At 42.7% G+C, this 20,847-nt stretch carries 20 protein-coding genes and 1 other RNA gene; 9 read left to right on the top strand and 12 right to left on the bottom strand.

What is annotated here, in order from left to right; genetic code table 11:
- Nucleotides 1–83 precede the first annotated feature (83 nt).
- The gene (gene trhA / locus PO830_RS13645; RefSeq protein ID WP_272854134.1) at nucleotides 84–707 is read left to right on the top strand and encodes a PAQR family membrane homeostasis protein TrhA; all 624 of its coding nucleotides are present in this window, start codon (nucleotides 84–86) and stop codon (nucleotides 705–707) included.
- 8 nt (nucleotides 708–715) lie between these two features.
- On the opposite strand, the gene PO830_RS13650 is transcribed toward trhA, so the two are convergent.
- Entirely contained in the window at nucleotides 716–1,381 is a 666-nt protein-coding gene (locus PO830_RS13650; RefSeq protein ID WP_272854135.1) for a ZIP family metal transporter, read from the bottom strand.
- Between the two features lie 75 nt (nucleotides 1,382–1,456).
- Between PO830_RS13650 and PO830_RS13655 the strand changes: the two genes are divergently transcribed.
- Nucleotides 1,457–2,608 (top strand): THUMP domain-containing class I SAM-dependent RNA methyltransferase, encoded by a 1,152-nt coding sequence (locus tag PO830_RS13655; RefSeq protein ID WP_272854136.1) that lies wholly within the window; start codon nucleotides 1,457–1,459, stop codon nucleotides 2,606–2,608.
- Between the two features lie 5 nt (nucleotides 2,609–2,613).
- Here the strand turns inward: PO830_RS13655 and PO830_RS13660 are convergent, their stop codons facing one another.
- Genes PO830_RS13660 through rlmD form a run of 3 tightly spaced genes read right to left on the bottom strand, consistent with a single transcriptional unit; the run spans nucleotide 2,614 to nucleotide 5,198 of the window.
- Nucleotides 2,614–3,339, bottom strand: coding sequence for a DUF6048 family protein (locus tag PO830_RS13660; protein ID WP_272854137.1), 726 nt, complete (start codon nucleotides 3,337–3,339; stop codon nucleotides 2,614–2,616).
- Nucleotides 3,296–3,781 (bottom strand): DUF6452 family protein, encoded by a 486-nt coding sequence (locus tag PO830_RS13665; protein WP_272854138.1) that lies wholly within the window; start codon nucleotides 3,779–3,781, stop codon nucleotides 3,296–3,298. Before PO830_RS13665 ends, PO830_RS13660 begins: the two co-directional genes overlap by 44 nt.
- Nucleotides 3,782–3,788: 7 nt before the next feature.
- Nucleotides 3,789–5,198 carry a 23S rRNA (uracil(1939)-C(5))-methyltransferase RlmD gene (rlmD, locus tag PO830_RS13670; RefSeq protein WP_272854139.1) on the bottom strand — a complete coding sequence of 470 codons (1,410 nt, stop codon included), beginning with the start codon at nucleotides 5,196–5,198 and terminating at the stop codon, nucleotides 3,789–3,791.
- A gap of 144 nt (nucleotides 5,199–5,342) precedes the next feature.
- Between rlmD and rocD the strand changes: the two genes are divergently transcribed.
- On the top strand, nucleotides 5,343–6,620 hold the full coding sequence (gene rocD / locus PO830_RS13675; RefSeq protein WP_272854140.1) for an ornithine--oxo-acid transaminase: 1,278 nt from the start codon (nucleotides 5,343–5,345) through the stop codon (nucleotides 6,618–6,620).
- Between the two features lie 48 nt (nucleotides 6,621–6,668).
- Here rocD and PO830_RS13680 read toward each other — a convergent pair whose 3' ends face one another.
- From PO830_RS13680 to PO830_RS13690, 3 genes are all read right to left on the bottom strand, one after another.
- A complete protein-coding gene (locus PO830_RS13680; protein ID WP_272854141.1) occupies nucleotides 6,669–6,989 on the bottom strand; it encodes a CCC motif membrane protein in 321 nt (106 codons plus the stop codon).
- 69 nt (nucleotides 6,990–7,058) lie between these two features.
- A complete protein-coding gene (locus PO830_RS13685) occupies nucleotides 7,059–7,355 on the bottom strand; it encodes a DUF2752 domain-containing protein (protein ID WP_272854142.1) in 297 nt (98 codons plus the stop codon).
- Between the two features lie 5 nt (nucleotides 7,356–7,360).
- Nucleotides 7,361–9,325, bottom strand: a complete 1,965-nt coding sequence (locus PO830_RS13690) for a T9SS type A sorting domain-containing protein (RefSeq protein ID WP_272854143.1) — start codon at nucleotides 9,323–9,325, stop codon at nucleotides 7,361–7,363.
- A 184-nt stretch (nucleotides 9,326–9,509) separates the two neighbouring features.
- Here PO830_RS13690 and PO830_RS13695 point away from each other — a divergent pair, with 184 nt between their 5' ends.
- Nucleotides 9,510–10,058, top strand: coding sequence for a Smr/MutS family protein (locus PO830_RS13695; RefSeq protein WP_272854144.1), 549 nt, complete (start codon nucleotides 9,510–9,512; stop codon nucleotides 10,056–10,058).
- Here the strand turns inward: PO830_RS13695 and PO830_RS13700 are convergent, their stop codons facing one another.
- Entirely contained in the window at nucleotides 10,059–10,934 is an 876-nt protein-coding gene (locus PO830_RS13700) for a hypothetical protein (protein ID WP_272854145.1), read from the bottom strand.
- Between the two features lie 90 nt (nucleotides 10,935–11,024).
- Here PO830_RS13700 and PO830_RS13705 point away from each other — a divergent pair, with 90 nt between their 5' ends.
- Nucleotides 11,025–12,173, top strand: a complete 1,149-nt coding sequence (locus tag PO830_RS13705; RefSeq protein WP_272854146.1) for a cysteine desulfurase family protein — start codon at nucleotides 11,025–11,027, stop codon at nucleotides 12,171–12,173.
- A gap of 3 nt (nucleotides 12,174–12,176) precedes the next feature.
- Here PO830_RS13705 and PO830_RS13710 read toward each other — a convergent pair whose 3' ends face one another.
- Together PO830_RS13710 and PO830_RS13715 are read right to left on the bottom strand one after the other, a co-directional pair.
- The gene (locus PO830_RS13710) at nucleotides 12,177–14,585 is read right to left on the bottom strand and encodes a TonB-dependent receptor (protein WP_272854205.1); all 2,409 of its coding nucleotides are present in this window, start codon (nucleotides 14,583–14,585) and stop codon (nucleotides 12,177–12,179) included.
- A 69-nt stretch (nucleotides 14,586–14,654) separates the two neighbouring features.
- Nucleotides 14,655–16,337, bottom strand: a complete 1,683-nt coding sequence (locus tag PO830_RS13715) for a M23 family metallopeptidase (protein WP_272854147.1) — start codon at nucleotides 16,335–16,337, stop codon at nucleotides 14,655–14,657.
- A 143-nt stretch (nucleotides 16,338–16,480) separates the two neighbouring features.
- Between PO830_RS13715 and PO830_RS13720 the strand changes: the two genes are divergently transcribed.
- From PO830_RS13720 to rny, 4 genes are all read left to right on the top strand, one after another.
- Entirely contained in the window at nucleotides 16,481–16,771 is a 291-nt protein-coding gene (locus tag PO830_RS13720) for a hypothetical protein (RefSeq protein WP_272854148.1), read from the top strand.
- 9 nt (nucleotides 16,772–16,780) lie between these two features.
- Entirely contained in the window at nucleotides 16,781–17,071 is a 291-nt protein-coding gene (locus PO830_RS13725; protein WP_272854149.1) for a cell division protein ZapA, read from the top strand.
- 52 nt (nucleotides 17,072–17,123) lie between these two features.
- Nucleotides 17,124–17,231, top strand: a non-coding RNA gene (ssrS, locus tag PO830_RS13730) — 6S RNA.
- 53 nt (nucleotides 17,232–17,284) lie between these two features.
- On the top strand, nucleotides 17,285–18,850 hold the full coding sequence (gene rny, locus PO830_RS13735; RefSeq protein ID WP_272854150.1) for a ribonuclease Y: 1,566 nt from the start codon (nucleotides 17,285–17,287) through the stop codon (nucleotides 18,848–18,850).
- Between the two features lie 43 nt (nucleotides 18,851–18,893).
- Here rny and PO830_RS13740 read toward each other — a convergent pair whose 3' ends face one another.
- Entirely contained in the window at nucleotides 18,894–19,841 is a 948-nt protein-coding gene (locus tag PO830_RS13740; protein WP_272854151.1) for an aldo/keto reductase, read from the bottom strand.
- Nucleotides 19,842–19,921: 80 nt separating this feature from the next.
- Complete coding sequence (gene xerD, locus PO830_RS13745) at nucleotides 19,922–20,824, bottom strand: site-specific tyrosine recombinase XerD (protein WP_272854152.1); 903 nt, start codon at nucleotides 20,822–20,824, stop codon at nucleotides 19,922–19,924.
- Between the last annotated feature and the right edge of the window lie 23 nt (nucleotides 20,825–20,847).

Genomic DNA, 20,847 nt, shown 5'->3' on the forward strand with positions numbered 1-20,847 from the left:
ACTGCATCGCGGGAAAGTAGGTCGCCGCCTTCTTTTATAAATAAAACCCAACCATAATCGGTTGGGTTTTTTTATTCTTTATTATGTCTTATTCAGTTAAAGAAGAACAATGGAACGCCTATTCACATGGTGCAGGCATATTATTGGGTATCATGGCGCTTATTCTCCTATTGACATTCGATACCCATAAAACTTCCTATAGTACCTTCAGTATTCTGATATATGCCTTTTCCCTCATAATTTTATACTCAGCTTCTACCGTCTATCATGCGATCATGTCGGAAAAATGGAAACCTATCTTACAGAAAATAGATCATATTTGTATTTATTTGTTGATAGCAGGGACCTATACCCCCGTTGCCCTTATTTCGTTAGAATCGGGTTTAGGATGGACTATCTTTTGGATTGTGTGGAGCTTTGCTGCACTAGGAATGACGCTTAAAATATTCTTTACTGGAAGATTTGAATTGATTTCTGTAGTGTTATACCTCGCTATGGGGTGGCTCATTGTTATAGATCTATCCTCAGTCTTGGAGATGCATTCCAACACAGGAATTTGGCTGCTTGCACTGGGCGGAGCTTTCTATACCTTCGGAATATTATTTTACGCCATACAACGTATACCGTACAATCATGCGATTTGGCATTTTTTCGTTTTAGCAGGAAGCATATTTCATTTTTTCTTTATTCTGCTTGACGTTATCTAACTAAAATATTAAATAATCCATGCCATAATTACTCCCAGCATGATCACTAATAATTTGGTGAAATTGAAGCGATGATCTTTGTTGCTCTCAAATAAAATAGTGGTTGACACATGCAGAAATACTCCTATCACCACCGCATTAATGGGCACAAGTTGATCGGTTGTAGCAGGTATATATTGAGCCTGAAGAAAGCTTCCTAGTGGAGTCGCCAAGGCGAATAGGCCCAGAAATAACAAGATCTTACCCCGGGCATATTTTGCCTGAATAAAATAAGCACTCAAAATGGCAGCAATTGGTATTTTATGTATAATGACACCGAACAATACATGATGATTATCGTGTACCGGAAATCCCTCTAGAAATGCATGGATAAACAAACTAACGAAAAGCATCCAAGGAAAATATTGATTGTGCGGCAAATGAACATGCCCGTGTTCAGCACCTTTGGAGAAAAAGTCTAAGATGATTTGTAACAGTATCCCACACATGATGTAGACACCTACATATTCCGAATCGCTGCTGAAAACCTGCGGCAACATTTCGAAGAGCGTAATGGAAAGTAAGAATGCACCGCTAAATGCCAGTAAGAACGGCAGGATATTATTTTTCTTTCCGATCCAACTTGCCAATAAATAGCCTATAAGCACGGAAGCAACGAGAAAAATATACGTCATGATTGGAATTGAATTAGTGCCGTCGTATGGAAGGATAAAAATACTGTATTTTTGCTGTATTGTAAGCAGCAAGCTATGGGAAAAAATTTTAGCCTTTTGGCAAAGACACTATACGGTTTTGAAGATTTATTGGCGGAAGAGCTTCGGAAGCTTGGCGCATCGGCCATTGAGAAAGGAGTTCGCAACGTTTCCTTTGAAGGTGATACCGGGTTTATGTATAAAGCCAATCTTATGTGTCGCACGGCTATCAAAATTCTCAAACCCATCCATGCCTTTAATGTGTTTTCCGAAGACGATTTATACCAAAAAGTCTACGATATTCCCTGGGAAGCGTACATGGACCATCGCGGGTCGTTGGCAGTAGATGCTACCGTATTTTCTAAAAAATTTACGCACTCCAAATATGTAGCGCTTAAAACAAAAGACGCGATTGTAGATAGATTTAGAGATCGGGAAGGATCAAGACCTAATGTAGATCTCGATCATCCCAGTTTGCGCATCAACGTGCATATCGATCGTAATATTTGTACGATCTCGCTAGATAGCTCTGGAGAATCCTTACACAAAAGAGGCTATAAAGTGGCCAGTTCGCCCGCTCCCATTAATGAAGTTCTCGCTGCCGGTATTATCATGATGAGTAACTGGAACGGACAATCGCATTTGCTGGACCCTATGTGCGGAAGTGGTACGTTCTTGATAGAAGCGGCTATGATCGCTGCGCAAATTCCGCCGAACATCAATCGTCGAGAATTTGGGTTTATGAGTTGGCCAGATTTTGACAATGATCTTTACGATATTATTGAAGCGGCAGCGGTTAAAAAAATCATAGATTTTCGATATAAAATTACCGGATACGACCTTCATCCCGCAGCCGTGAAAGCAGCGAGGGAAAATGTAAAACATGCCAACCTCCAAGAATTCATTAGAGTAGAACAGCAAGATTTCTTCAGCAGTGAGAAAAGATCGGAGGGTCCGCTACGAATTATGTGCAATCCACCGTATGACGAACGTCTTGCGGTAGCGGATATTGATGCATTTTATGAGAATATAGGAAATACCTTAAAACGTAACTACGCCGGCTCTCAGGCATGGCTCATTAGCGCCAATATGGAAGCGTTGAAGCACATCGGACTGCGACCTTCCAAAAAATACAAGCTGTACAACGGGAAATTGGAGAGTAAGCTAGTTTGTTACGACATGTACGAAGGAAGCAAAAAGCGGAAGTAAATCGCTTATCTTTTGAAAATAGGGATCAAATAGGTTAGCGTATAGCCGTATCCAACGCCATATTCGCTAAAATCGTAGGTTCTGTTGAAGCCCGGAACGATGAGATTATCAAAGTTTTCAGGAGTTTTTTCTGAAACCATTCGCTTCAGTTGTACGTTGATTCCCAGAAATAAATTGTTCAGTACTTCCGTCTTAATTCCCAGAATGAGTTCTGCCCAAGAGGCCGAGAGATTAGTAAATTCTTCAGAAGGCACAACGGTTTCCGAAGGGAACACTTGGTTTGTATTGTAAATGGAATAGGAATTCAGTTCATTCTTGAAGGTGGCGAATCCATAGCGTAAGCCTACAAAAATAGCGTTGTCCATGCCCAACCAGTTATTATACGCATTATAGTCGGCTCCAATCTTAGCATAAGAACCTGAAGTGGTTGCATTAAGATTCTCCTCATCCCAGGTACGCTCTTCATTTCCGAGCTCTAAGGCTAAAAAGTAGCTTTTGTAAATTCTAAAATCCCCCATTATTTGCACTCCCGTGTATCCATCTTCAAAAGCAGTTCGTGCCAAAGTGGCTAAGTCAACTCCCACGCGAAGGCCGTATTTTTTCTTGTACACCACAGAATCTGTAGCCACCGAATCGATCACCTTATTTGTTTCTTCTTGAGCTACGCCAACGAAGCTTGTGAGAAGACTAATGCAAAATAGTAATATGAGTCTCTGAGAGGTCTTCAACATTTTCGGTTTCCGTTTGAAATGAAATGATCCAATTAGCCGTATCGGCCGTTCTTGCACCGTTTAAATTTTCGTAAGTCGTTCTGAAAGCACAAGCTCTGTTCACATAGACATTATTTCTACCATAGGTAAATTGTACCCGGTCTGTATTCGACGCTACCGAATCTGTCGCTTCCCGAGTAAAAAGAAATTCTGTAATGTCTTGATTTACGTTTAGGGGAATGGCGATAGAATCGGTGGTTTGCGCCACTAGGATGGCTGTGGTATCCAGTACGGGACGTACTACTAAATCGGTTACATTCTTTCTGTTCTCAGGATTCGAAAAGTCCTGAAAGGTGATAATTAGCAGGGGAGTAGTGGGAGAGTTTTGATCACATATGTCATCGCGTGTGCACGCGTTCAAGGTGAGCATCACGAAGATAGCAATCCACAGGGTTTTCTTCATAGCCAGATTATCGTTTTTCCAAAAGTACAACATTTTCCACATGATGCGTTTGTGGAAACATATCTACGGGTTGCACTCGAGTAATTTTATACTGAGCATCCATCAAAGCGAGATCACGTGCCTGCGTAGCGCTATTACAACTCACGTATACGATCCGTTGGGGAGCGAGGGTTAGCAATTGTAGTACTACATCTCCATGCATCCCGTCTCGAGGAGGATCTGTAATGACGATGTCTGGAGCTCCGTGTTCACTGACGAATTCGTAGTTGAATACTTTCTTCATATCACCCACCACGAATTTGGTGTTCGCAATCTGATTTCTTTCGGCGTTTTCAATAGCAGCTGAAATGGCCTCCGGAACGGCTTCTACACCAATCACTTCTTTAGCATTCGCAGCAACAAATTGAGCGATGGTTCCTGTGCCGGTATACAGATCGTACACGCGCTCATCGCCTTCCAGCGCAGCGAATTCACGAACTACCTTATAGAGCTCGTAAGCTTGTTCGCTATTGGTCTGGTAGAATGACTTGGCCGTAATTTTAAAGGTGAGCCCCTCCATGGCTTCCAGAATGTATTCCTTCCCATGATAACAGTGAATCTCCTGATCGTAGATGGTATCATTACCCTTGCTGTTGATCACATATAATACCGACGTTAACTCGGGGAATTGCGCTATGAGGGCATCTAACAATAAGGTTCGTTTGGCTGTATCTTCTTTAAAAAACTGAAGGAGCACCATAATATCGCCTGTAGTCGCCGTTCGGATCATCAAAGTACGAAGCAATCCTTCCTGTTTTCTGGGGTCAAAGAACTCCAAATTATGATCCTTCGCGAAACTCTTGATAAAATTACGGATGGCGTTACTTGGGTCGCGCTGCAAGTGACACTTCTCAATATCAAGAATCTTATCCCACATTCCGGGAATATGAAACCCCAACGCATTTCGATCTTCGATGGTTTCAGAACTATCAATTTGTTCCTGGGTAAGCCACTTATTATTACTGAAGGAAAACTCCATTTTGTTGCGATAAAAGTAGCGTTCCGCAGAAGCCAAAATAGGAGAGACGTCGGGAAGCGTTAGATTTCCTAACCGAGTGAGGTTATTAATTACCTCCTTTTCCTTATAATACAATTGATGTTCATACCCCATGTTTTGCCATTTACATCCACCACAGACGCCAAAATGTTGGCATTGGGGAGAAACCCGTTTTTTAGATGGTTTATGTATTTCCGTAGCCCGAGCCTCGTAGTACGATTTCCGCTTTTTATAGGTTTGTGCCGTTACAACATCGCCGGGAACTGCGTTGTTGATGAACACGACGCGTCCATCGGGTGCTTTAGCAATTGCCTTGCCTTTTGCCCCGGCGTCGATGACTTCTAAGTTTTCAAAAACTTTGCGTTTGCTCTTTCTTGCCATGGTCGCAAAAATACTCAAAAAAGAAGGGATTAAAAGGGCTTCCAATGGTTAAAAAAGACGCCCTAAATTTTGTAATTTGCAACCGTTGGATGATTTCTCTCCGCTAAGTAGGAATTGTTGATTTGTATCATAAAATTTTTAATTATGTCTGTTTTAGAACGAACAAAATCCGAAGAAGCCATTGCGCTAGAGAATAAATACGGCGCCCATAATTATCACCCCTTACCTGTGGTTCTAACAAGAGGAGAAGGAGTCTATGTATGGGATGTTGATGGAAAGAAATATTACGACTTTTTATCAGCGTATTCCGCCGTAAATCAAGGACATTGTCATCCAACGATTATTAATGCCATGAGCGAACAGGCAAAGACCTTAACGTTGACCTCTCGCGCATTCTATAATGATCTCCTCGGAAAATATGAGAAATTCGCCACGGAGTTTTTCGGTTTTGATAAACTGCTTCCGATGAATACTGGGGCGGAAGCCGTAGAAACCGCTTTAAAGATTTGTCGAAAATGGGCCTATGAAAAAAAGGGGCTCGATGAAAATGACGCAGAAATCGTGGTGTGTGAAAACAATTTTCACGGAAGAACGACTACCATTATTTCCTTTTCAAATGATCCCGTAGCGCGCAAAAACTTTGGTCCGTATATGCAAGGGTTTATAAAAATTGAGTACGACAATCTCAATGCTTTAGAAGAGGTGTTGAGCAGCAATAAGAATATCGCCGGTTTTCTTGTAGAGCCTATTCAAGGAGAAGCCGGTGTTTATGTTCCTTCGGAAGGATATCTGAAAAGGGCGAAGGCGTTATGCGAAAAGTACAACGTACTTTTTATTGCAGATGAAGTACAAACCGGAATAGCACGCACGGGGCGATTACTCGCAACCTGCGGAAATTGTTCTTGTCCTGATAAGAATTGTAGCGGCACCCCCGAGGTGAAACCAGATGTTCTTATTCTAGGAAAAGCGTTAAGTGGTGGAGCCTATCCGGTGTCTGCCGTTCTGGCGAATAACGAGATCATGGAGGTGATCGAACCGGGTACCCATGGCTCTACCTTTGGAGGTAATCCCTTGGCGGCTGCCGTTGCTATGGCGGCGCTGAAGGTCGTAAAAGAAGAAGCACTAGCAGAGAATGCAGATCGTCTCGGTGCCATTTTCCGAAGGGAACTAAACGATTATATAAAAGAAAGTGAGATTTGTTCGCTCGTTCGAGGAAAAGGCCTGCTCAACGCTATTGTCATCAACGATGATGAAGAGAGTGACACGGCTTGGAACGTTTGCCTGCGCTTGCGAGACAACGGACTCCTGGCGAAACCCACACATGGAAATATTATTCGCTTTGCGCCGCCACTTGTAATGACGGAAGCAGAATTAAGGGATTGCGTGTCGATTATCATCAAGACACTAAAAGAATTTGAATAAAAAAAGCGGCCAATGTGCCGCTTTTCTTTTTGAAATCTTAGGATTCCCTTACAATCCATATTCTTGAAGCATTTCCTGTTGCATTTCTTGAATACCAGCGTATCCGATGGTAGAGAACATATAAATAACATATACAAGATATATGGCACTTAGAATAACACCTACAATGGCTAGAATTCTACCAGTCTTGACATTGTTATACCCCGAATATTGCTCGGGTGCTGCGATATAAAGCGCTGTTGCCTTTTTGGCAAGTACGATCGCGATAATACCAAAAATCAATCCGAGACCGTAACAGCAGCAAGTGACGATCGAGATAATTCCAAATACTAAGATTAGTGTGGCATTGGGTAGTTTTTGTTGTTCCATAATACAGTTAGTTGATTTTTATAAAGCTTCAAGGTACGTTTATTTCGGAAAAATCACAATGCCCAAAAATTACATAAACTGACTCATTTTATAGAAGTAACTAACTATAATGATAATGACATTGAGAAAGAGCAGTGCCAGTTTTATTTGAAAATCGTATTTAAACTTGACAAATAGATTGAACCCCACAAAGGCGAGTAGGAGCATGAGGGTATAAATGGCGGGATACATTTTAAAGGCAGCCAGAAACTCCCCTCTAAAAACAAGGACTGTGGCACGTTGGATGCCACAGCCTAAACATTCTATTCCGAAAATTGTTTTATTAGTACACGGAAGCATGTACTCTTCAAGTCCCTTAAGGGTCATGATCTTTATCTGTTATAAACGCTCATTTTGTAATCGATAAAGATGTTATCAACGGTTTGCAATTTTACCAAATAGATACCATCACTCAATCGATCTGTTGGAACGTTGAAGTTTTTCTCTTTACCAATACCGTATTGGGAGTACACCAATTTACCGCTCATATCATAAAGATTAGCAGACTTAATATCGTATCCTTCCGGGTTACTCACCTCGAGTTGCGAAACAGTATTATTTTGGAAGAAGTCGACGTTTTGTTGAATCTCCTTGGTTGCCACCGCTTCTTGATTGTCTTCATTGGCTTGTCTTCCATTGCGGAATACGATGAAGAACCTGTCTTCATAGACGCCTGGACTTAACATGAATCCGGCATCTTCTCCGTAGGTGATTTCTTGACGCGAACCATTGGAAGTGTCAAGAATAAAGGTTCTTAAATCACCAGGAATATTAATTTCTTCGGCGATACGAATTTCCACCTTTCCTTCTACACCAATTTTCAAACTTAACGGAATCTCCTTTGTAATCTCAAAAGGAACCGTCTGAATAATCGCCTTTTTAGTATCTCCGGCAGCGATGTCTTCAATAGGGAAGAAGGCATCCGAAATAGCACCGTCAGTAGGGTGTTTTGCATCAAAACCTCTGTCATAATTATCGGTAGCACTTTCATGGAACATCAACACCATGTCGCGGAAATGTGTTCCAGAATTGAATACCGTATGAATGCGCAATTTTTGAAGATCTGTTCTGTCATCTGTATAATCCCCTGGATTGATCACGGTAGTACCACCACCGGTATCTGTGTTCGTTCCGGTATTGGCTCCAACGCTAATATCAACAATGTTGGTTCCGTTATTTCCTGAAACATCACTAAAAGAATTCGCATTAGCACCTCCTGCAGGACCTCTAAACTGCGAGTTGTTGGCAATACCTTCTCTGGTATAGATTCTATGACTATTTTTTATGATCACTGAACCAACAGCATTGGAAACAATCATAAATCCTTGTCCGATAGGTGCATTTAGACGTTCAAAAGCAATTCCCATAACACCTGTAGAGCTCGTAGGGTTTCCAGCACTATCGTAATTCATAAAGGTTGGTACTGTGTATGTTCCAGGATCGGTTTCACTTGTTCCCGGCACCCATACTCCGTAACCACCTTTGTTATCTATATAATTATGCGAATTGATAGATCGATCTTCATCCCAGTAGGCAAAAGAGTCAATTTCCGTATTGTCTGGATCGTTATATACTCGATACAAATTTAGGGCAGAAGGGTAAGGATTCCCAGCCAAGGTAAAATTGTATACATTTCCGTCTGTAAAAGGTACTCCAAACTGTGTAGGATAGGTAATATCCCCATTGTTGGGACGTCCTCTGAAATCGTAATTTTGGTTTTGTGGTTCGTTGTACGGGTCGGCATGGACGGTAACATCGGTACCTTTCATAATAAAACCGAACCCTGGAGGCACTCCATCTGTAGCATTTACGCGCACCCAACGCTGTGCTCCCGCGCCCCATCGATGCAACCATCGTTGTGAAATTGTCAAGGGACTCGACCAACCATTATATCCTGTAGTTGTGTTGGCTGGATTTGAATCGGTGATATCTACAATGTCATTTAATCGAGACACGCCGTACCATGTGTTTCCGGTTCCGGAAGGAGTACTTACCGGAGAACACCAGAAGTTGTAATCGTAGGCATCGGCATTACTATCCTGATACACCGATAGCGTGCCAGTTCCTGAATTAGAGGCTACGGTACTTCCCTGAATTAATTGCGCTTGATTTCGTAGATAAATGCTTGCTTCGGTGGTACCCGGGTTGTTCGCCACAAGATTGACGTCCTGTTCAACGAAAATCACTTCGTCATCCACATAAATGTAAGAATCAGTCGCGCCATTCGGACTCACATGGAGTTGGCCAAAAGCCATAGAAGTAACAGTAAGAACTGAAATAAGTAGTAGGTTTTTCATAGGTTGATATTTAAGCGGTAGATCATATTTGGGGGGTCTAACCACTATTATTCCGCGATAAAAATAAAAATAATTTTCAATTTTACACACTAAATACCTCAAAAACATACAATTTAAGTACTTTCGTAATGACTTGCAGTTCATGGGATTCGGACTGATTAGACGTTCAAAATTCAACAATTTTATGAAGATAGGAGATAGGGTTTCGGTAGTAGATGATGTGTTAAGTGGCGTGGTTACTGATATTGTGGGAAATACCGTACATATTGATTCGGATGAAGGCTTTCCACTGAAATATCATCCTTCAGAGCTCGTGGTGATCGAAAAAAACACCCTGTTGAAACGTATTGATTCCGAAGACATTTTCACCCATAAACAGTTAAAAGAATCCAAACCACGAAAAAAAAGACCCGTCAGCAAGCGAAAAGAGAAAGTTCGCCCTCCCATGGAAGTGGATCTTCACATTCAAAAACTGACGAAAAATTACATGCGCCTTAGCAACTACGACATGCTAGAGCTACAGTTGGACACGGCTAAGCGTCAATTGGATTTCGCGTTGTCAAAAAGAATACAACGCGTGGTGTTTATTCATGGGGTAGGAGAAGGGGTCTTAAAGGCTGAATTAGAATCGCTCTTCAGACGCTATGATAATATTACGTATGGCATCGCAGACGCTCGAAAATATGGTCATGGAGCAACCGAGGTCTATATTCCGCAAAAAGCGATGCAATAATTAGTCTTCCGGAACTTCGGGGGTAACTTCTTCAAGCTCGTTCACCACATTCTGAATGCTTCCAAAGATAATTTGTTCTCGAACCAATTGCTCTTCTCCCGAAATGAACAGCGCATCTTGTAGAATCAAGTCGATTGAGCTGCTTATGTTGAACGTATGCACTCGAAACACATCGATTACGGTTTCTTCAGTGACGGCATCGTTAAGGTAGTCTGGCCCCACTTCAGGATTAGTAACATCGTTGCTGGGGTCTAAATCTTCATTGGTATCCTCATATCGCGTCGGAACACCATCATTGTCATCATCCGGATCTAGATAATCTGGGATGTCGTCATCATCAGAATCTCTTGGGTTTTCAGGGTCAGGCCCCAACTCATCGATCGTTAACACATTATCACCATCATCGTCTGCATCATAAAAGTCGGGAATACCATCATTATCAGTGTCCAGTTCTAACTCGTCTTCAGTAGGTATCCCGTCCAGATCGTCTAGTACCACATCTGTGTCAAGGACCGCGGTTCCTTCCGAAGCCAAATAATTGGTTACCACCCCTGGTGAGGTAGGTGGGACGCTACTACAAAAATAAGCCGACGTTATATCACCATCGTAGGTTCTATAATTCGCAAAATTGTTGGTGCCGTCCAGCGTGAAATTGGTGCTGCCGTCTATTCGATAGAGATCGGCTGTACTACTAATGCGCAATGAAATACTTTCCTGATTGTCTGAGTTGATCTTAAAAAACACATAAGATCCGGCCCCCTGACATTGTTGCAAATCGGCGTCGTCAAAATCGAAGGTGGTAACAATAATATCGCCATCATCGCAGGAGATTAATCCAATGATTATAAGCGCCGCAAAAAGTAAATACTTACTCATTCAAGATCATAATTAAAACGTATTACAAAGAAACAGATTCTTTACTAACTACAAATCATTCCGAATTATTTTATAGTAATTTTGTAGGCTATGAAGAAAGTATATTTCGACAGCGCAGCCACGACACAACTTCGTAACGAGGTGATTTACACCATGGGTGAAGTTTTAAAAACAGAATACGGAAACCCTTCATCTACACATTCTTATGGAAGATCATCTAAATCATTACTCGAAAATTCCAGAAAAGTAATTGCCAGGCAATTAAATGCGCAACCTTCTGAAATTATTTTTACTTCCGGTGGCACGGAAGCAGATAACCTGATTCTTCATGCAGCGGTAAGAGATTTAGGGGTCACTCGTATTATCACTACAAAAATAGAACACCATGCTGTCTTGCACACTGTTCAGGCCTTGAAGGAACAATACGATATAGAGATTGAATATCTTTCCGTAGATCGATTGGGTTTTATTTCCAATGACGAACTGTGTGCCGCGCTTTCTAAAGAAGACCATAAAACTTTGGTCAGCCTCATGCATATTAATAATGAAGTAGGAAGCATGATGAACCTCAAAGAAATTGCGCTGCTGTGTAAGGAGCACCATGCCTTGTTTCATAGCGATACCGTGCAGTCGATAGGGCATTTCCCATTAGACTTTAGCGAAATTCCTATAGATTTTGCCGTGGCGGCAGCCCATAAATTTCATGGTCCAAAAGGGGTTGGTTTCGCGTTTATTCGGAAAAATAGCGGATTGAAGTCATTGATCACAGGTGGTTCGCAGGAACGCGGACTTCGGGCAGGGACCGAACCCGTATATGCCATCGCTGGCATGGCCGAAGCGTTAAAACTAGCCTACCACCACATTGACGAGGATCGAAGCCATGTATTGACATTAAAAAAGGCGTTCATCGAAAAATTACAGGAAGAAATTCCCGAGATCACCTATAACGGTGCCTGCCGCGATCATGAAAAGAGTACGTACACCATTTTGAATGTATGTCTGCCTCTCGCTGCGGAAAAAGCCACCTTATTGCACTTTCAATTAGATCTCAAAGGCATCGCTTGTTCCAAAGGAAGTGCCTGCCAGAGTGGTAGTGATGCAGGGTCTCATGTGTTATCGGAACTGCTTTCCGAAGAAGACTTACAAAAGCCTTCCGTGCGATTTTCTTTCTCCAAATTTAACACCCTCGAGGAAGTGGATTATGTCGTTTCTGCACTAAAAGAGGTGATTTTCAAATAATGTTTAAAACTTGGCCGTGAGGCGCACATTAAATACGCGTGGTGTCAGGAAGTTCGGAATGGCATACTGCGTTTTGGTATAAACATCGCGAACAAACGTATTCGTAATGGAGTTTCGCACATCGAAAATATTGAAGATTTCCGCCCCAATAGTTAATTCCTTAAAAGGTTTAAAAATACCACGATCGCGGCGCTTTTCGTCGTGTACCAATACGTAATTCACTCCCAAATCGGCACGTTTGTAATCGGGCAAGCGGGTTTGAAAATTGTAAGGGTCTGCATAGCTGGGAGAACCTCCTGGCAGCCCCGTGTTGTATACCAGGTTCAGGTACATTTTTAAATCGGGTATGATCTTGACGTAATCTTGAAATAACACGGCAAACTTTAGTCGTTGGTCTGTGGGTCTAAAAATATAGCCTCGGTCATCAATATTTTCCTCAGTCTTTAAATATCCGAAACTAATCCAGCTTTCAGTGCCTGGTACAAACTCTCCAGACAAGCGCATGTCGAGTCCGTAGGCATAGGCAACAGCATTGTTTCTAGCGCGATATCGTATCCGTACATTTTCTAAGGTGTAGGGGTTCACATCGGTAAGCGATTTATAATAGGCTTCGGTATTCAAGGTGAACGGTCGTCCCCAGAGGTCGAAACTGTAATCATTTCCAGCGACAATATGAATGGATTGCTGCGCTTTCACATTGGGGCGTACGGTACCGGTAGAGTCCCTTAGTTCACGATAGAAAGGCGGTTGGTGGTAGAGTCCGCCAGACAATCTAAATAACATATCCATATCCCAATCGGGTTTCAGCGAGATTTGGGCTCTCGGACTCACAACGGTTTGCGTATTGCTCGTAATACCTTCTCCGCTTACGGTCCAGTTTTGAGCCCGCACACCGGCGTTCATCCACACTTCATTGCTCCCCCAGTCGGTGCGTTTGCTCCATTGCGCATAGGCCATCAACCGATTGATCTGCACATCGTTCTGTGCGCGAATATCGGTAAAGGGAACTATAGGTGCTGTAAAAGGCTGATAGGGCTGATTGTTGGCAAAATCGATGATGGGAGGCCGAATTGAAAAACCGGCGGAATCGATTATCTCGTACTCTTGCACTCGGTCTCTAATATCCTCGTGCGCATATTTCACACCATACTCAACGGTGTTATCGTCTAATTCAATAGTCCCTTTTTGTTCGAGATTAAAAATGAGGGCATCCAGATCGTTTCGGGCGTGGGTCAATTGAGAGCCAATTCCTTCTGAAAATTGGACTTCACCTAAATCTTCGGAACCAATATTCGTATTTACTTCTCCCAGGCGGTATTGTGCGAGGATATCAAAATATTCTTGTTCCTGCGTATGATACGCTGAAGCAATTAATTTTGCCGTAAAATTTTCAGAAACTACATACGTTCCTTTTAACGCACCAAAATAGGTGTCGTAACGATCTTCCTCCTGACCTTCATAAAAGACCAATAATGCGACAGGATCTGCAAGGGTGCCAAAATTGGTTTGGCGTGTAAGGGGTTCGTAGCTGTACTTATTGATGGCAATATTTCCGAGAAAGCCAAGCTCGAATTTATTCGTGAACTTATAGGTTAACCACGTCTGCGCATCGGCAAACACCGGTCTGAAGTTTGTTTCTGTTTGCTTGGCATTGACAAAGAGACTGTTGTCGCGATACCTCACGCCTACAATCCCTGAGAAGCGGCCGTCTTTCGACAGCCCGCCCGCGGCGACACTAGCACCCAAAAGACTCAAATCTACGGAAGCATCAAAATCGGTGGGTCGTCGGTAGGTAATGTCTAAAACAGAAGACAACCGATCTCCGTACTTCGCCTGAAACCCACCTGCGGAGAAGTCGACATTAGCCGTTAGATCGCTATTCACAAAGCTCAAACCTTCTTGTTGTCCGCTTCTGATGAGAAACGGGCGATATACCTGCACTTCGTTTACATATACCAGGTTTTCATCATAATTTCCACCTCGAACCGCGTATTGGGTACTTAATTCGTTATTTCCACTCACACCAGGTAGTGATTTCAATAAGTTTTCGACCCCGGCATTCGCTCCGGGAATTTTACGGATGGCCTCTGGACTAATAGTGGTGATTCCTTCTACGCGCTTTCGTTTTTTGGCATCGATGACAACCTCACTAATCTGAGCCACATCCGTTTTCATGACAGGATTGAACTCGTAATTTTCCGTAGGCCTTAACTGTAAGGTGAGCTGCACGTTTTCATGACTCACATGAGAGAAGGTCACTGTTGCAGTGGTGTTTGCCGGTATGGCCAAAGAGTAATATCCGTCGAAATCAGATAAGGTACCTTCTTCGCCATAGGTAACATTAACACTAGGAATGGGTTGATTATTTTCGTCTAAGATGACACCACGAATGATAGCGTCTTGTGCCCACATTGATCCTGAAACCAGAAAAAACAGCACACAACGCAAGAAGTTAGTTGAATTCAAAAGCTAAAATTATGGTTATTTTCTGAAAAACGTTGCTTCAAATGTAGTACTATTTCCCACATTATCCAGTACGATAAGCTTCAAATTATTCTCGCTATCGCTCACCACATTATCCGAAAAATAATAGGTTAACAGATCGGTCTTGTAATCGTATTCCGTTAGAATATAGGCGCCGTTAAGCGTTGCGCGATACGATGCAATGCCGCTAAGATCGTCTTCAATTTTAAGTTGTAATGTCGTGTGTTTGCTGATCCATTGCCCGTCTTTAAAATTAGCCGCTTCAACGGTAGGAGGGGAGGTATCCGTCGCCAACGCGTAATTCCCAAAGGTTCTCGTTTTTGCGGTGAGCTTGCTTCCGTTGCGGTACGTAGTCGTATAATAAGGCTGGCCTCTATAATTCAAGCGCCCGATGTACATTTTGTCTAGATCTTGTGACGCATAATTGGACGCATCGATAGAAATTGAAATGTTCTTATGGATCGGAACAACATCTTCGTGGAGGAATAGGGTATCCCCTTTGCTATTGATATTCAGAAACGTGTCTTCATAAAGCGCATTAGAAGGAATAAATACACTAAATTTTCCAGTGGTAATCGCGGTGCTTTGATCGGCATACACATAGTCATTCGTTTCGTCGCGATCGGCCGGAGGCACATTGAATTCCTTTTTACCAGTAATGGGAACCGTGATCGTGGTTTTATTGTTGGCGAAGTCGGTGATCTCAATAGTATACATTCCATTGTAGGTTTCGGCCACGTCAATATATCCGCTGTTTAGCTCTTGTGTTATAATACTTAAGGGATTGTTGCTTTCGCGGAATAGTTTCTGAACCCGTTCCCGGTCCGTTCGATAATGTCCATAATCGATATATCGATTCAAATAGCGCGTTTCAGCAAAAGAGAAGCGGTCAAATTGAACGCCAAAGGTAGGGACTCCATTAAAAGTGGTCTGAAGCGTATACGCCCCATTTTTATTAGAGGCCCCATCAAGTTGATCGTTGGTGGATACACCGAAACCTAAGGTGCCACTCGCCTCAATAGCTTCCGTTTTATACGAACCATCTTGCTGTAGCATCAGTCGGAGTCGTGTAGGGTTGGCAGAACCATTCACGTGCGCGCCCTGTTGTGGATACACATACACCGAATTGATAATAGGAGGTTTAGAATCGGGTACTTGAATTCCGAATAGCATAGGGTTCATAGGACGTGAAGCGGCATCGCGTATTTCAAAATGCAAATGCGGTCCACCGCTGCTACCGCTATTTCCGGAATACGCAATAATGTCTCCTTTTTTCACAGCAAGGACCTCACTATCGGGAAACAATTCAATCTCAAACGATTCTTTCGCATACTGCTGTTCCTTCACATATTCTTGAATGGGGCCCGCATAGCGTTGCAGGTGGGCGTATACAGTGTTATAACCATTAGGATGCTGAATGTACAGGGCTTTTCCGTAGCCATAATGCGCCACTTTGATGCGCTTCACAAAGCCGTCGGCGGCGGCATACACCGGCAATCCGCGCCGTTGTTGCGTTTTTATGTCGAGGCCGCTGTGAAAATGATTACTTCGCAGTTCTCCGAAACTTCCCGAGAGAATTAATGGGATGTCCAATGGGTTTTGAAAATAGTTTTGGGGAAGTTGTTCTTGGCTCTGAACTAGGGCAGAGGCGAGCAAAAACAAGAGCATAAAAATCCGCATAAAAATAAGGGTTCTAAGAATTAAATGGGAAGTTGCGTTTTTTATTGTCTAGGAGGTTCAATAATACAAAAAATTAAGCAAAAGCATTTGCTTATTTGGTGGGGTATGTTAACTTTGTAAGAAGCGTATTGAATTGAATTGCGATGAACGATCTTTCAGAAATTGTTGATGCTCTAGAGAATAAAGTGAGCAAGTTGTTGCATCGGTATGAAAAACTGAAGCTCAAAAACCGACAATTAGCGGAAGAGAACGAACACTTAAAAGGTCAGGAAGAGAAATTACAAAAAGACGTGCTCTCCTGGCAAGAACAATGTTCGTCATTGCAAATGGCAAATTCAATGCTTGGCAGCAATCAATATACAAGAGATACAAAGCTTAAAATAAATGCTTTAATTCGGGAGTTAGACGAATGTATCGTACAACTGTCTGAATAACTTAAAATAATGTCGAATCCTTTAAAAATCAAGATATCTATTGCAGATCGCGTGTATCCGCTCACCATTCAACCCGAACAAGAGGAAGGGCTGCGGAAGGCCGCCAAGAAGATAGATGCAATGATTCAACGATTTGAAAAAAGTTATGCCGTGCGCGACAAACAAGATGTACTGGCCATGAGTGCCTTACAGTTTGCGGCGCAGGTAGAACAAAAAGGAATTGACAACGAAAATGAGCAGGAACAGATCAAATCGCAATTAGAAGCGTTAAATCAAGTACTGCAGGAACATTTATCGTAACGTTCTTTAAAATAACATAAGGTTACTGCCTACATTAATACACATTTGGTAAACTCAACACGAATTCTTTAAAAAGGGTGAGTTTAAGCTGTAAAAGCGAGCCGTCTTTGAGCGGATACTTGACCAGTTTGTTAGCCCTAAACTTGTTTTTAAGGAGTTTAATCAAAATCAGCTATTAATGTAGGCTTTTTTTATACATCAAAGCGAAGTAATATGGAGAGTATAATTACCATTATAATAGCAGGCATCGCGGGTATTGGCGTGGGATTTCTCATTGCGAAACTCCTGGAGAGAAACCGGGCGTCGCATATGTTGAAAACCGCTAGAAAATCGGCAGCGTCCATTATAAAAGAGGCAAATGTTGAGGCCGAATCGATCAAAAAAGATAAAATTCTACAGGCGAAAGAAAAGTTCCTGGAACTAAAAGCCGAGCACGAAAAGGTGATCATGAATCGCGATAAGAAGATTTCCGATAGTGAGAAACGCACTCGGGATAAGGAATCGCAGGTTTCTAGCGAATTGTCAAAAAATAAAAAGCTCAACGCGGCACTCGAAAAGAAGCAGTCAGAATATGACGAACGCATCGCCGTGTTAGATAAACGCCAACAAGAAGTAGAGCGCCTACATCGCAGTCAGATTGAACAATTAGAAGTTATTTCTAGTCTTTCCGCAGAAGATGCAAAATCACAACTCGTGGAAAGCTTAAAGGAAGAGGCGAAGACAGACGCCATGGCCTTCGTTCAAACCTCTCTGGAAGAAGCGAAAATGACAGCGCAACAGGAAGCCAAAAAGATCGTAATTAACGCGATTCAACGTATTGGGACGGAAGAAGCGATCGATAACTGCGTTTCTGTTTTTAACTTAGAAAGTGACGACGTAAAAGGTCGCATAATAGGTCGCGAAGGGCGCAATATTCGCGCTATTGAAGCGGCCACAGGTGTCGAGATCATTGTAGACGATACTCCGGAAGCCATTATCTTGTCATGCTTTGATTCGGTACGTCGGGAAATCGCCAGACTTTCATTGCACAAACTTGTGACCGATGGACGTATTCACCCGGCTCGTATTGAAGAGGTAGTACGTAAAACGACCAAACAAATTGAAGAGGAAATTCTGGAAGTTGGGAAGCGAACGGTAATCGATCTGGGTATCCACGGACTCCATCCCGAACTCATAAAAGCGGTGGGGCGGATGCGTTATCGCTCTTCCTACGGTCAAAACCTATTGCATCACTCCCGTGAAGTAGCGCGCCTTTGTGGTGTGATGGCCTCGGAACTCGGACTCAATGCCAAGCTGGCCAAACGGGCTGGATTGCTGCACGACATTGGGAAAGTACCGGAAACTGAAACAGAAACGCCTCACGCCATTCTGGGAATGCAGTGGGCAGAGAAATATGGTGAAAAGCCCGACGTTTGCAATGCTATTGGTGCGCACCACGATGAGATTGAAATGAATAACCTCTTATCACCTATCATTCAGGTGTGTGATGCCATTAGCGGTGCACGCCCCGGTGCTCGTCGACAAGTGTTAGACTCCTATATTCAGCGCTTAAAAGATCTAGAGGCAATCGCCTTTGGATTCAACGGAGTGAATAAGGCATACGCCATCCAAGCCGGTCGCGAACTGCGAGTGATTGTAGAAAGTGAGAAGGTAAGCGATGAAAAAGCGTCTCAACTTTCTTTCGAGATCTCACAAAAGATTCAAACCGATATGACCTATCCAGGCCAAGTGAAGGTAACGGTAATCAGGGAAACAAGAGCCGTTAATATCGCCAAATAAAAAAAGCCTCCATCTGGAGGCTTTTTTATATCCCAGCGTATGATTATTCATCATAAATATTGTCGTATCCCTTCTTGGGTTCTTCAAAGAACTTTCCGGTAATGAATCGAAAATTGGTATCAAGTTCGGTGATCAGCTGCATATCGTCATCATCCAGTTCAATTCGCGCCGCCTGAAAATTAGCTATGATGTGCTCTTTGGAAGTCGCTTTCGGAATTACCGCCGTACCTCGTTGTGTTTGCCAATTAATCAACACTTGTGCGGGAGTGGCATTGTGTTTCTTTGCGATGTTCTTTATTTCTGAAAGTTCCATCAAACTGGGTTCCTCCTCAGCTTTCATGTCGTCCGAACGATCTCCAGAGCCTAACGGAGAATAGCCTGTGACGAAAATTCCTTGTTCGTTGCAATAATCTACTAACTCTGGTTGCTGAAGCAGAGGATGCATTTCTACTTGATTCATTTCAGGTTTAATACTGGCTTTCTCTACCAAGGAAGCTAATTTCTTCTTACTGAAATTCGAGACACCTATGTGTCGCGCCAGCCCTTCTTTTTTTACTTCTTCCATCTGTGCCCAGGTTTCGCTGATGGGGCATTCTTCAGGAGAAAGATAATCTTCTGGTTTTCTGGGGAAATGAACGCCGGGCTTCAACGCCACAGGCCAATGAATCAGGTATAGATCTAGGTAGTCTAATTTTAATTTTTTTAACGAATCTTCAATAGCCGGAATTACATACCCCTTTTGATGAGCATCATTCCACAGTTTAGAAGTGACAAAGACATCCTCTCGATGAATGTCTCCCTCCGCAAAGACTTCCGCCAGGGCGTCTCCGATTTCTTCTTCATTACCGTAAATGGCCGCCGTGTCAATATGACGAAATCCAGCATACAAAGCTTCTTTAACGGCGTTTTTTACCGCGTTTCCTTTGTTTTTCCACGTACCCAGGCCAATAGCGTGTACGGTATCATTATTATCGAATTGTAAGGTTTTCATTTTTTTGATTTTCAGTTATACCTTTGAAATTATGAAACCCTGATTATTCCTGAAAGAAATTGCGGCTGTTTAGCTTATATTTAACCCTTTCGTCTTGGGTGGAATTGCTGTAAAACCTTGGTAAGATGCGACGTGTCAATGTGGGTGTAGATTTCGGTAGTGGTGATGCTCTCGTGCCCCAGCATCTGTTGAATGGCTCTTAAATCGGCTCCATTTTCAAGTAGGTGGGTGGCGAAGGAATGGCGAAAGGTATGCGGACTCACATTCTTCTCTAGTCCGGCTTTTTCCGCAGCTCGCTTTACTATGGTGAAAATCATCGCTCGGGTAAGACCTTTTCCGCGTCGATTGAGAAATAAGGTGTCTTGAAATTCACGAGGGATGGTTTGATGGTTGCGAGCCTCGTTTTTATATACATTTATATATTTCATAGTGGTAATACCTATGGGAACCAGACGCTGCTTATTACCTTTCCCCAACACCTGAATAAAGCCTTCGTCAAAATATAAATCTGATATTCGGAGGCTTACTAATTCAGACACTCGCAGTCCGCAACCATACAGTGTTTCTAACATGGCGCGATTTCGTTCTCCTTGGGGTTTGCTGAGATCTATTGTGTTTATAAGGCGATCTATTTCTGAAGTCGATAAGGTATCGGGAAGTTTCCTCCCTAATTTCGGCCCTTCCAGCAATTCCATAGGGTTGGTGTCGCGATAGCCTTCAAAATTGAGAAAGCTAAAAAAGCCGCGTAAGCTGGAAAGGTATCGGTTTTGTGTTGACCGACTAATCTCCTTGGCGCAGGCATAGAGATATTCTTGTAGGGTATTTTCTGAAATAGCAACCGGTGATTCCTGAATATCATGAGCGTCAAGCCAATCCATAAGCTTTTCAATATCAAAGGTGTAATTGTCGATGGTATTTCTTGAAAGTCCGCGTTCCATCCTAAGATACTGCGTATACTCCTGAAGCATTTGTGACCATTTCATAATGCTATATTAGCTTTTTCAGC

The sequence above is a fragment of the Altibacter sp. HG106 genome (assembly GCF_028561755.1).
Classification (GTDB): Bacteria; Bacteroidota; Bacteroidia; order Flavobacteriales; family Flavobacteriaceae; genus DFVG01.